The organism is Butyricimonas faecihominis (assembly GCF_033096445.1).
Taxonomy (GTDB): domain Bacteria; phylum Bacteroidota; class Bacteroidia; order Bacteroidales; family Marinifilaceae; genus Butyricimonas; species Butyricimonas faecihominis.
This window is the reverse complement of the sequence record NZ_AP028155.1, coordinates 1,561,421-1,574,613: the sequence shown is the minus strand read 5'-3', so window position 1 is coordinate 1,574,613 and position 13,193 is coordinate 1,561,421. Positions and strand designations below refer to the sequence as shown.

The 13,193-nt window shown below is 48.4% G+C and carries 9 protein-coding genes; 7 read left to right on the top strand and 2 right to left on the bottom strand.

Going from position 1 to position 13,193, the window contains the following annotated elements:
• Window positions 1-98 precede the first annotated feature (98 nt).
• The gene (locus R8806_RS06665; protein WP_124317980.1) at window positions 99-1,487 is read left to right on the top strand and encodes an MATE family efflux transporter; all 1,389 of its coding nucleotides are present in this window, start codon (window positions 99-101) and stop codon (window positions 1,485-1,487) included.
• Here the strand turns inward: R8806_RS06665 and R8806_RS06660 are convergent.
• Window positions 1,458-2,036: a Crp/Fnr family transcriptional regulator gene (locus R8806_RS06660; RefSeq protein ID WP_124317979.1), complete on the bottom strand. Its 579-nt coding sequence runs from the start codon at window positions 2,034-2,036 to the stop codon at window positions 1,458-1,460. The genes R8806_RS06665 and R8806_RS06660 overlap by 30 nt on opposite strands.
• 54 nt (window positions 2,037-2,090) lie before the next feature.
• Here R8806_RS06660 and R8806_RS06655 point away from each other — a divergent pair, with 54 nt between their 5' ends.
• Genes R8806_RS06655 through R8806_RS06645 form a run of 3 tightly spaced genes read left to right on the top strand, consistent with a single transcriptional unit; the run spans window position 2,091 to window position 7,409 of the window.
• Window positions 2,091-4,724 carry a transglutaminase-like domain-containing protein gene (locus R8806_RS06655; RefSeq protein ID WP_124317978.1) on the top strand — a complete coding sequence of 878 codons (2,634 nt, stop codon included), beginning with the start codon at window positions 2,091-2,093 and terminating at the stop codon, window positions 4,722-4,724.
• Window positions 4,721-5,176: a GNAT family N-acetyltransferase gene (locus R8806_RS06650; protein ID WP_151412207.1), complete on the top strand. Its 456-nt coding sequence runs from the start codon at window positions 4,721-4,723 to the stop codon at window positions 5,174-5,176. The genes R8806_RS06655 and R8806_RS06650 overlap by 4 nt, the downstream gene beginning before the upstream one ends.
• A gap of 19 nt (window positions 5,177-5,195) precedes the next feature.
• A complete protein-coding gene (locus tag R8806_RS06645) occupies window positions 5,196-7,409 on the top strand; it encodes a beta-N-acetylglucosaminidase (RefSeq protein WP_124317559.1) in 2,214 nt (737 codons plus the stop codon).
• Between the two features lie 2 nt (window positions 7,410-7,411).
• Here R8806_RS06645 and R8806_RS06640 read toward each other — a convergent pair whose 3' ends face one another.
• Window positions 7,412-8,737, bottom strand: a complete 1,326-nt coding sequence (locus R8806_RS06640) for an MATE family efflux transporter (protein WP_124317558.1) — start codon at window positions 8,735-8,737, stop codon at window positions 7,412-7,414.
• A gap of 404 nt (window positions 8,738-9,141) precedes the next feature.
• Between R8806_RS06640 and R8806_RS06635 the strand changes: the two genes are divergently transcribed.
• From R8806_RS06635 to R8806_RS06625, 3 genes are all read left to right on the top strand, one after another.
• Window positions 9,142-10,299: an MFS transporter gene (locus R8806_RS06635; protein WP_124317557.1), complete on the top strand. Its 1,158-nt coding sequence runs from the start codon at window positions 9,142-9,144 to the stop codon at window positions 10,297-10,299.
• 51 nt (window positions 10,300-10,350) lie between these two features.
• Window positions 10,351-11,445, top strand: a complete 1,095-nt coding sequence (locus R8806_RS06630) for an ROK family protein (RefSeq protein WP_124317556.1) — start codon at window positions 10,351-10,353, stop codon at window positions 11,443-11,445.
• Window positions 11,446-11,687: 242 nt separating this feature from the next.
• Window positions 11,688-13,193, top strand: coding sequence for a glutamine synthetase family protein (locus tag R8806_RS06625; RefSeq protein WP_124317555.1), 1,506 nt, complete (start codon window positions 11,688-11,690; stop codon window positions 13,191-13,193).

The window sequence follows — 13,193 nt, the reverse complement described above, 5'->3', positions numbered from 1 at the left end:
TTTGTATATATATGGGCTGTCTTGTGCCGAATAAGAAAAATTGATGTAGATCAAGCCATCCAATGCGTGGTGATGTTATCTTTGCACGATTTTTTAAGATGGGATGTATGAAACCGACTAAAACACTACGCGGACAGCTATTTAGACTGACGGGACCGATATTCGTGGAGACGTTATTGATCATGTTGCTGGGGGCAATGGATACGTTTATGCTGAGTCATTATTCGGATGATACGGTGGCGGCCGTCGGGGTAGTGAATCAATTATTGAGTCTGGTATTTCTCGTGTTCGGGGTATCGACGGTCGGGACTTCCGTGCTTTGTTCCCAGTATTTGGGGGCATCGCAACAGGCAAACGTGCGGCAGGTGATCGGGGTGTCGTTGTTTTTTAATACCCTGATCGGGGTGACCACGAGTGCTTTCCTGTATTTTCGGGCAGAGGCTTTGTTGAAGATAATGGATTTGGCCCCGGAGCTGATCGATGAGGGATTGGCTTATATGCAGATTGTGGGCGGTTTTGCCTTCTTGCAAGCTATTGCCCTAACCATGTCGGCTGTGTTGCGAAGTCACAACAAGGCGTACTATCCCATGCGGGTGACCTTGTTGATGAACGTGTTGAATATCATTGGAAACTATGCCTTGATTTTCGGTAAATTCGGGTTACCGCAAATGGGCGTCGTGGGGGCAGCGATTTCGACCTCTTCCTGCCGGGCGGTGGCGTTAGCGTTATTATTGTATATCACGTTTGGCAAGGTGGTTCCTCGCTTCTCGTTCTCGTGTCTGAGACCGTTCCCGTGGGATAAGTTGAAAAACTTGTTGCATATAGGTCTTCCAGCGGCAGGGGAACAGGTGTCATATAGTTTGTCGCAAGTGGTCATTACTTATTTCACGGTCATGTTGGGAACGGCGGCGCTGACGGCGCGTACTTATGCGATGAATATTATCCTGTTTTCATACGTGTTCTCCGTGGCCCTCGGGCAAGGGGCCGCGATCCTGATCGGGCATCTGGTCGGGGGCGAACGTACCGATGCGGCTTTTATATTGCAGAAATATTGTCTGCGACTTTCGATCGTGGTTTCCCTTTGCGTGGCGGTGGTCACGGCGGCTTGCAGTAAGTTTATTTTCGGAATGTTGACTTCCAACCCGGAGATCGTGTACATGGGGGTGATGCTTCTTTGTATTGACATTTTGCTAGAGGTGGGACGTGCGGTGAATATCCTGTCGGTAAACGTGCTGAATGCCGTGGGGGATGTGACTTATCCTTTCATCACCGGGTTGATTGTCATGTGGGGAGTGGCGACAGCGTTGAGTTACGTGTTCGGGATCTCTTTCGGTTGGGGGCTTGCCGGGATGTGGGTGGCTTTCACGTTGGACGAGAATATCCGGGCGATTATTTTCGTGCGCCGTTGGAATAGCCGGAAATGGGTGGGTAAGTCTTTTACCCGGGTGGAGAAATTGTTAAAGCAAACCAGCTCTCACTCGGCTTAACGTTTCGGGGGTCATGCCAAGCCGGGAGGCAATGTGGATGAGGGGAGCCCGTTTGACTACTTCCGGGTGTTCTGTGGCGAGTCGGTGGTAACGTTCCCGGGCGGTCTCGAAACGACAGGCATCGGCTTTTTGCTGTGATTCTATTAGGGAGTTTTCCAGCATTTTGCAATACATGTGTTCCACCTCGTGATTCGCCCGCATAAGGTCTTGTAGTTGATCGTGCGGGAAAGAATAGATAACGGTGGGTTCGAGAGCCTCGATCATCAAGTAACTCGGGGTTTGCCGGAAATAGCTTTCCAGCGAAACGAATATCCCTTTTTCATACGAGAAGTGTTCCGTGAGATCCCGCCCGTTTTTATCATAGAATAGGCGAATCATTCCTTGGGCGACCATGCTGTAATATTTACATATCTCACCTTCCCGGAGAAAAAGGTCTCCTTTGGCCAGTTCGAAACGGACGAGAATGTTGGCCAATTTCTCGTGAGTTTCCGGGCTGAGCGGGGCGGTTTGAGCCTCGAATTGCCTAATGATTTCTTCCTTCGTGTCCATGAGGCAAAAATAGTGAAAAAATCTGTTATATTTGTGACATAAAATATCATGATCATGAAACAAGTTTTATGGATACTGCTTGCTTTCGTGCTGTTATGTGCATGTGAGGAAAAGCATTTTATGACAGATCCGGGCTACCGGAAGATGGTGGAACAGGATTTTCAGAAAAAGAAGAAGGTGTTGGAAGGTAACCCGGGTAATTTGTTTGCCGTGTTCGATTCTCCGATGAGCGTGGAAGAGCGAGAGGCGCTGATGTTTCTCTACGCTTATTCTCCGTTGATTGATCTATCTTTTTCGGGGGGAGATTTTCTGTTGGAGAATGTGCGTTGGGCATTTCAAGCGAGAGAGGCGATGCCTTGGGGGAAAGATATTCCGGAAGATATATTCCGTCATTTTGTACTTCCCGTGAGGGGTGGGAAAGAGAATCTGGACACGGCTCGTATCGTTTTCTACAAGGAACTGAAGGAACGGGTTGCGACCTGTGAGTCCATGGAAAAAGCGGCGCTGGAAGTGAATCACTGGTGTCATGAACACGTGATCTATAAACCGACCAATGCCCGGACCCGTTCACCGCTAGCCACGATGCTCACGGCTTACGGTCGCTGTGGTGAAGAGTCTATTTTCACGCTGGCAGCTTTGCGGGCCGTGGGGATTCCGGCACGTCAGATATACACGCCTCGCTGGGCGCATTGTGATGATAATCACGCGTGGATTGAGGTCTGGGTGGATGGCGAGTGGAAGTACTTGGGGGCTTGTGAACCAGAACCTCGGTTGAATATTGCGTGGTTCACGTTGCCCGTGCAAAGGGCGATGTATGTGGAGTCGGAGGTGTTCGGGAAATACAATGGTCAGGAAGAGATTGTTTACGTGAATGAAAGCGGTTCAGGCGTGAACGTGACGTCCCATTATACACGGACCGCTCCGACATTAGTTCAAGTTATTGACGAGAATGGGCAACCTGTTGTGAATGCGAAGGTGGAATATAAGATATTTAATTACGGGGAGTTTTACCCCGTGGTGACATTGTATTCCGACGTGAAGGGTGAGACTTCCCTGACGTTGGGGCAAGGAGATATTTTCGTTTGGGCAAGTAAGGGAAAGAAGTTGGGTTTTGGGGAATTGTCCGTGGAGCGGCAGGATACACTGACCGTCGTGTTGGATAAAACTGTCGGGGATTTGTTTTCAGGGGAGTGGGATTTGGTACCGCCAAGGCAACATGATATAACAGCTTTGTCAACCGATGAGGAACGGGCCGTGAATGACCGTCGTTTTGCCCGGGAAGATTCGTTACGGAATGTTTACGTGGCAACTTTCATGTCGAGGACGCAAGGCGGGGATGTGGCGATGGAGTTGGGAGTGGATACGGCACGTTTTGCTGCGTATATGGTTGCGTCTCGGGGGAATTATTCCGAGTTACTGCGTTTTATGCGTGAAGTGTCGCCTGAACGTCGGACATTAGCCATGAATTTGTTGGGCGTGATTGCGGAGAAGGATTTGCAAGACACCCCGGCTGACGTGTTGTTGTCTCACGTGGAAGGGGATGGCCGTGATGTGTCGAATCCCTATTTCACGGAATACATACTGAATCCGAGAGTGCAGAACGAGTTACTTACGGCTTATCGGGAACCCGTTCGGGAATTTTTGAAGAGGCACGATATTACGGATGTTACCAGTTTGATCCAAGAAACTGGAAAAATCAAGGTTGTTGATTCCCTGTACCCCGCGAAGGTGGTAACTCCGCCGGTGGGAGTGATCCGGGCAGGGGTGACGGATGCACTTTCCCGAAATGTTTTCTTCGTGGCAGCCTGTCGTACAATGGGAATTCCGGCTCGGCTAAGCCCGATTTCGGGTAAACCGGAGTATTATCAGAACGGAACGTGGCATACGGTTAATTTCATGACCGAAAAGGTAGTACCGAAAGGGGAGTTGATGTTGCATTATGCTCAAAAGACGGTGAGTGACCCCAAATATTTCCTAAATTTCACGATCGGAAAGTTGGAGGATGGCCGGGTACGGACGATTGACTTGGGAAGTAACGCGGCGGTGGATATGGGTGTTGGTGCGTCATATAAAACGATCTTCACGAAACCGGTCACGTTGGAAGAGGGGGATTATCTTCTTTCAACGGGAAATAGACGGAGTGATGGGGCTGTTTTGGCAGATTTGGTATCATTCCAAGTGGAGGCTGGTAAATTGACAAATATAGATATGCTTATCCGTCCTTGCGTGGAGAAAATGGAGATTCTGGGAGTGGTCCCGACGGCGCTATCCATTGTCCCGGAGGGCAAGACAAAACCGGAGGCAATCCGTTTGCCGGAGAAGGGGTACATGGCGATAGCCTTGATCGAGGCGAATAAGGAACCGACAAATCATTTGTTGCGGGATATGAGCGGAATGAAAGATGATTTCGAGAATTTGGGTGTTCCCTTGTATTTCGTGTTTAAGGATGCGGATCATCAGGCTAAGTTTAATCGTGCGGACTTCCGGGTTTTTCCTTCCGTGATGCAGTGGGGAACGGACTTGGACGGTCGTTTGCTGAAAGGTTTGGCAGAAGGATTATGCTTGACGAATACGGAGAGCCTGCCTTTGATCGTCCTGTTGAACGCGAAGGGAGAGGTTGTTTTTGTTTCCCAAGGGTATCGTGTCGGGTTGGGTACGCAGATCATGAATATAATAAGTAGAAAGTGATAGACATTATAATAAGAGAATTTGATGAACGGGATGCGGAAACCGTGTCACGTCTGATTAGGAATAACTTGACCTTCGTGAATAGCCGGGATTATGAACCTGCGGTGATAGACTATATGTGCCGTTTGTTCACACCTGATTATCTGTGTGGAATATCGGCTACCCGGACGATGTTCGTGGCGGAGGAAAACGGGAAGGTGGTCGGGACGGTTGGGCTGGAAGGGGATGAGGTCTGCGCCTTGTACGTGGACCCGGATGTACATGGACGGCGGGTTGGGGAACGTTTGTTACAACGCGTTGAGGATTTTGCCTTGAGTCGTCATGTCCATTTGTTGCATTTGTCGGCCAGCCTCACGGCAGTCGGTTTTTACGAGAAAATGGGGTATCGCTCCCAAGAGAAAGAGGAATCCGAGCTTTTCGGTCCTGCTTATATTATGACTAAATTATTGTAATCTTATAAAATATTTCCACATGAAAAAGGTGTTGGTTTTCTTCGTTTGCTTGTTGTTGGCGCAGGTGAGAGTTATGGCTCAGGATATTCAAGTGCAACCTTCTCCCCGTCAGGTCAATGTTACAGGGAAGAGTATGACGATTCCGGTTGCTTTCCGGCTCGTGGGAGAACAGGAGGCTAATCCTCATGCAATCGCCCTGTTGAAACAATTTTTGGGTGATCGTCTCGGGACGGAAGGATTTCCCTTGTTCGTGGGCGAGAAAGGGGACCGGGCCGTGCGGGGAGCGAAACGGCTGATACCCGATCATCCGGAAGGATACTACCTGTCGATTACCGATAAGGCCATCACGCTGGCCGGGAATGACGAGCGGGGAACGTATTATGCCGCGCGTACCTTCATGCAGTTGTTCCACGAGGGGCATTTACCGTTTGTTGGGATTCAGGATTACCCGGACGTACGTTTCCGGGGCGTGGTCGAGGGATTTTACGGTACGCCTTGGAGCCACGAGGCCCGTTTGAGGCAACTGCGTTTTTACGGGGAGAACAAATTAAACACGTATATTTACGGGCCAAAAGACGATCCTTTCCATAGTTCGCCCAACTGGCGGAAACCTTACCCTGCCAAGGAGGCTGCTCGTCTTGCCGAGCTGGTGAAGGTGGCGGACGAGAACGAGGTGGATTTCGTGTGGGCGATTCATCCGGGGTTAGACATCCGCTGGGAGACTTCCGACCGTGATTCATTGATGGCCAAGTTCGAGCGTATGTACGATTTGGGCGTACGTTCTTTTGCCGTTTTTTTTGATGATATTTCCGGTGAGGGGGCGAAAGCCGACCGACAGGTGGAGTTGTTGAATTATATTGATGACCATTTCGTACAAGTAAAGCCCGACGTGACGCCTTTGATCGTGTGTCCAACCGAGTACAATAAAGGATGGGCACGACCGGAAAGTGGGTATCTTGCCACGATAGGTGAGAAGTTGAACCCGTCCGTGGAGGTGATGTGGACGGGAGATCGGGTGATTTCCGAGATTACCAGGGAAGGCGTGGAGTGGATTCGGGAACAGATCAAACGCCCCGCTTATATCTGGTGGAATTTCCCCGTGTCGGATTACGTGAGGGATCACCTGTTACTGGGCGAGGTGTATGGTAACGGGAAAGATATTGCCGGGAGCATTTCCGGTTTCGTGGCCAATCCCATGGAATGGGCGGAGGCATCCAAACTGGCAATATACTGCGTGGCAGACTACACGTGGAATATGCAATCGTACGATCGTTCTCGGTCATGGCACCGGGCTATTCGGGCCATCATACCGGAGAACGTGGAGGCCTTTACCGTTTTCGCCCGTCATAATTCCGATCTGGGAGAGAACGTGCATCGTTTCCGTCGGGAAGAATCCGTGGAAATTCAACCCGTGGCCGAGCGTTTCATGAAGAGGTATCGAGAAGGACATTATGATGAGCGGGATTTTCTTGCTTTGCAGGACGAGTTCGAGCGTGTGGCGGAGGCTGCCGATTTGTTGTTGATTGACCGGGAAAACGAGGCGTTGATTGAAGAAATTACCCCGTGGTTGCATCAGTTCAAGATATTGGGAGATGCTGGGCAGGAGGCCTTGGCCATGATTAAAGCCGGGGAACGTGGTGATCGTGAGCTTTTCCTGCGGAAGTATAATCACGTTAAAGCCTTGCGCAAGAGGAGTTACGAGCTGGAAAGGCAATTTAACCAGAATCCTTACCAGCCGGGCGTGAAGACCGGGACGACAGTACTTCAACCGTTGGTGCTGGATGTTTTCACGGAGGCCACGGAACGGTTTAATCGTCAGAACGGGACGGATTTGCCTTTGTTAGCCGATTATTCACCTTGTAAGTTAACCACGAACGTGCCTCAACTGGAACATCTACCTTTACAAGTATATCCCAGCCGGGTTCATTTGACCCCTTTGCTGGAAGTCGTGAAATGGCCGGCCGGGGGGTACCTGCAATTGGAACTTGATGATGCCTACCGGATTCCCGGTACTCGTTTGAATTTTGACGTGAAGGGTGACCTTTCTTGGGGTGTCATGGAAGTATCTGCTGACGGCGAAACGTGGCAGACCGTGACATTGACTCGTGACGCTCGCGGCCGTCTGAACGGTAAATGGGAGGATACTCCCGTGAAGTTCGTCCGTTTCACGAACACGGGAGAGGGAGAACAACAGGTGTATTTACGGGAGTTCTACGTGGTATTCAGTTTGTGATGCTATATTTTCTTTCCTGCCCATTTTCCGCTTTTCATGTACATGAAACCGAGAATGAGTAGGATGCTCCAGTAGGCGTGTTCCGTGGTCCAACAGATGGCGACATCCGCTTGGAGATAGAACACGATGTAGATGATGTAGAGAACGTAGAACGTGAGCGTGCCGAACTCCATGAATAGAGCCATACGGGTGTTTCCTGTTCCCGATACGGCGTTGAAAAGAATACTGCCGGGGGTGGAAAGAAGAACCGCGCTCATCATCACGAAAAGGGAAGGGATCGTGGCTTGGATGAGTTGGGGATCATCGGTGTATATTCTTAAAAATGTGGCGGGAGCCAGTAGTATGATGATGCCGATCGGGATGACAAAGAGGTAGCACATCTTGATTGTTTTGAGACAAGTACTCCAGACTTGGGAGGTGGCCTGCGCACCGATCAGGTTACTCACAAGCGAGCTGGTCGTGGCAGCGAAGGCGGAAACCGGCATGAAGAAGAACATGGCGGCACTGCGCACGATGTTGGACACTGCCAGCGGGCGTTCACCGAGGTGTTCCACGGCAATAAAGAACAGAAACCAAGTGGCCATGGCCAGAAAGGACTGGATCATGGTCCAAATGGAGATATTGAGTATGCCCGACAATAATTTCGGGTTGAAACTGGACAGGTTGAAAAGTGCGTATTTCTTCCAATCAACTTTTTTCCAAGTATATAGGATATAGAATATCATGGAAACGAGTTCTGCCACGGACGAACCGATGGCAGCCCCGCTGATGCCTAAGGCCGGGAACCCGAATTTACCGAAAATTAACAGGTAATTCAGCACGACATTGGTGCCGACCATGACAAGCGAATTGATCGTGAGGATGCGTGTCGTGGTGATTCCCACGAAGAAGGCCCGGAACATGACGGCGACAAACGAGAAAAAGAAACCGAATATTCGCCATTTCATGTAGTCGTTCGTGGCCACGTAGACTTGTTCCGAGTCAATGACAGAACGGAGAACCGAAGGCGTGTATATGCGGGAAACCGTGAACATGAGCGTGGCAAGTCCCACGAGGAAAAGTACCCCTTGTATAAAAATGGGACCGATATCCTTGTAGTTGCCTTCTCCATTACGTCGGCCAATGAGGATTTGTGCCCCGATGCTGAAACCGAAAGCGAGCATGTAGATTGCCATGTAGTACACGCCGGCTAAGGCTGATGCGCCTAGTTCGACTTCTCCCACTCTGCCGAGAAAGGCGGTATCGGTCATGTTAATCAAGTGTTCCATCAACAAACTGACCAGGATTGGGAAAGTGATCACCCATATTTGCTTGTGTGTAAATCTCATATTCGTTTCGTTTATCGTTTTGTTTTTTCGGGTCGCAAAGATACGTATTTTTATTGTTTTGTGGCTGTTCGGTGGCAGGTAAGGCAGAGAACGGGCTACATAAAGATGTCACAGGTGTGGATAGTTGATTACAAACACGTTTCATTGATCGGCTTTAATTCGGACGGGGAACGTCTGTAACTGGTCTCTGCGGATGGTTCTCCCATCGATCTCGCCCTCAAATCGGGAGGGATTGAAAATGTCATTCCGGAAAGTCCGTATAGTAGCCGTTCCGAGTATTTTATTGAGCGTGTATTTTAACGTTTCAAGACTGAAATAAGGTGATTAATTGTTAGAAAAATTAAATGAAATTGTTTACATTAGTCGCTCTTTTAATGTTCTTGTTTGTGTTAAATTTATATATTATGAAAGAAAGTTCTACGAGTATTAAGGCTTTACTGCCTGTGTTGTTCGGTTTTTTTATCATGGGATTCTGTGACGTGGTGGGGATTGCAACCAGTTACGTAAAGGCCGATTTCGGGTTAAGTGAAACTATTGCCGGATTCCTGCCTTCGATGGTATTTCTATGGTTTTTGTTACTGGCGGTCCCGGCGGCTATTTTTATGAACCGTATCGGTCGTAAGAAAACGGTATTGGTGAGTATGTTGGTGACCATTGTGGGGATGATTATTCCTTTTATTGATTATAACCTATACACGTGCCTGATCGCTTTTGCCTTGCTGGGAATCGGTAATACCATTTTGCAGGTGTCGTTGAACCCGTTATTGACGAATGTGGTGAAGGGAAACGTGCTGGCAAGTTCGTTGACCGCAGGGCAGGTGCTGAAGGCCGTTTCGTCTTTCTGTGGTCCGTTTATTGCGGCATTCGCGGCGACCGTACTGGGAAATTGGCAATATCTTTTCCCGATTTTCGCCTTGTTGACCTTGATTTCCATGGGCTGGTTAATGCTTGTGCATATTCGAGAGGAATCGCCGGAACAGTCGACCTCTTCGTGGAGAGCGACGTTCGGGTTGTTGAAGGATAGGACGATCCTGTTGCTTTTCTTGGGTATCGTGTTTGTCGTGGGCGTTGATGTCGGGATTAACACGGTGGCTCCGAAGTTATTGATCGAGCGTTGTGGGTTTGATGTTACGGGAGCGGGTGTAGGATCGAGTGTTTATTTTGCCTTCCGCACGATCGGGGCTTTCGTGGGAACTTTCCTGTTAGCACGGGTTTCCGGTAGCAAGTATTTCCGGGTGAATATTTTGGTAGCTATTACTGCCATGATCGTGTTGTTCTTCATGTCTGGGCAATACTCGATTTTGGTGTTGATCGCGTTGATCGGTTTCACGTGTTCCAGCATATTCTCCCTGATCTTCTCCATGGCCATTCAAGCCCGTCCGGAGAAAGCTAACGAGATTTCCGGTTTGATGGTGACAGGTATTTTCGGTGGTGCGGTAATCCCGCCATTGATGGGATATTGTACGGATTTGATCGGTACACAGGCCGGTTCACTTATCGTGATCCTCGGCTGTATGTGTTACTTGTTGTATTGCTCGGTGGGAATTAAAACCCAGAAGTGATTTTAAATTTCCTTCAACTTTTAGTTTTTATCTTTTAACTTTTAGCTTATTATGTATCAGTTTGATAAAAGAATAGTGATGACGTTGGATGCCGGGGGAACGAATTTTGTATTCTCGGCTATCCGGTCGAATGAAGAGATCGTTGAACCGATTGTTTTACCTTCAAATGGCGATAATTTGGAGAAGTGCTTGGAGACGATGGTTACGGGTTTTTCTGCCATCAAATTGAAGTTGCCGGAAGACCCCGTGGCGATCAGTTTTGCATTTCCCGGGCCGGCTGATTACGTGAACGGGATTATCGGTGACTTGAAGAACTTACCGGCTTTTCAAGGGGGAGTGGCATTAGGTGCTTTTTTGAGAAATAAGTTTGGGATTCCGGTATTTATCAATAATGACGGGGACCTGTTCGCTTACGGGGAGGCATTGGCTGGAGCGTTGCCGGAAGTGAATCGTATGCTACGGGATGCGGGGAAAAATAAGGTGTATAAGAATTTGATCGGGATTACCCTAGGTACCGGATTCGGTGGTGGGGTAGTTCGTGATGGGGAGCTTTTTTTGGGTGATAACGGTGCGGCTGCTGAAGTATGGGTGTTGCGGGATAAACGCCAGCCGATTTACGGGGTCGAGGAGGGAATTTCGATCCGGGCGATTAAGAGGGAATATGCCCGATTGTCTGGGGATACACGGCGGTTGACCCCGAAAGAGATTTTCGAGATTGCCGAGGGAAATCTCGAAGGAAACCCGGCGGCTGCCCGGGAAGCTTTTGATCATGCGGGAGAAGTGTTGGGAGAGGCTATTGCCTCGATGAATGCTGTGGTGGATGGTATCGTGGTGATTGGCGGAGGGATTATTGCTGCCCACAAATATTTGATGCCAGCCGTGATGCGGGAGTTGAACGGGACCTTGGAAATGTACGAAGGAGCCCCGGCGGACCGGATGGAGATGAAGGCTTTTTTCTTGGATGATCCGGGAGATTGTGCGGCATTCTTGACCCCCACGTCCAGACGTGTTGTCGTGCCCGGAACGACGGAAACGGTCGAGTATGATCCCATGAAAAGAATGGGGGTAATTACGACGAAGCTGGGAACAAGTAGGGCTATCGCTTTCGGAGCTTACGCTTTTGCCTTGAATGAGCTGGACAAATAGGAAAAGTTAAAAGATAAAATTAGTAAGGCATTTAAAATGAAAAAACAACTACCCCCACCGACTCTCCCTTACACAGGGGGAGTTAGAGGGGGTAGTTAAGGTGTTGGCCCGTGCGGTTGAAATCTAAAATAATTAATCAGATTCAAAATTTAAAATCTAGAATCTAAAATTAACTAGGGATTGTAACTCATTTTTTTTATTTTTAGAAGCTAAAAATTAATAGATCTAATACATAAAGAAATATGAGTTCAAAATATGCACTAAATCCTCACGCCTTAGTTCGTTTTTTAGAAAAAGATGCTAAAGATTTTACCAAAGATGATATTATTCGTTATGTGACGGAAAATGAAATAGAGATGATCAATTTCAGGTATCCCGGTGCGGATGGACGATTAAAGACGTTAAATTTTATTATTAATAGTCTTGATCATCTAGATAATATACTGACATGTGGTGAGCGAGTGGATGGTTCCAGTCTGTTCCCGTATATAGAGGCCGGATCAAGTGACTTGTACGTGTTACCCCGGTATCGTACGGCTTTTCTGAATCCATTCAGCGAGATTCCCGCGGTAGATATTCTTTGTAGTTTTTACACGAAGGACGGTAAACCATTGGAAATGTCACCGGAGTACACGATGCGAAAGGCACACGAGGTATTAAAGCAAGTGACGGGAATGGAATACGAGGTGATGGGGGAGTTAGAGTATTACGTGGTGAGTGAAAAGGACGATTTATTCTTGGCCTCTGATCAAAAAGGGTATCATGAGTCTACACCTTTTAACAAGGGGCGGGATTTGCGTGCGTTGGCCATGAAGTATATCGCCGGAACCGGGGGATTGATTAAATACGGGCATTCCGAGGTGGGCAATTTCACGAAGGGAAATTTGATGTACGAACAGAACGAGATCGAATTTTTGCCCACGAAAATGGAAGATGCTGCTGATCAGTTGATCATAGCTAAGTGGATTCTGAGGACATTGGCTTACCAGTTTGGTGTAGATTTGACATTTGCCCCGAAAATCACGGTTGGTAAGGCTGGGAGCGGGCTGCATATTCATACTCGTTTGAAAAAAGGGGATAAGAACATGGTGATAGAGAATGGCAAATTAACGGATAGCGCGCTGAAAGCTATTGCCGGGTATCTGGATCTGGCACCTTCGTTGACGGCTTTCGGTAACACAAATCCGATGTCATATTTCCGCTTGGTACCCCACCAAGAGGCTCCGACAAATATTTGCTGGGGAGATCGTAATCGTTCGGTGCTGGTACGTGTACCCTTGGGATGGACGAGTGGTGCGGGAGATATGTTGCGTGATGCTAACCCGTTGGAAAAAGTGGAAGATCAGGATTTCAGTGGTAAACAAACCGTGGAATTCCGTTGTCCGGATGGTTCAGCCGATGTATACCTGTTGATTGCGGGGTTGGCGGTTGCCGTGCGTCATGGATTTGAAATGAAGGATGCGCTGCAATACGCGAAGGAGCGTTACGTGGATGTTAATATATTTGATGATGCGAACAAGGGTGTTGCTGATCGGTTAAGTCAGTTGCCAGCATCCTGTTATGATTCCGCATTATGTCTGGAAAAACAACGTGCTGATTTCGAAAAGTACGGGGTGTTTGCTCCCGGTCTGGTTGATGGTTTGATTGCCGGTTTGAAAAAGTTTGATGATAAAATGTTGCGTCAGGATTTAGGAAACGACGAGGCAAAAATTATGGAACTCGTGCATAAATATTTCTATTGCGGATAA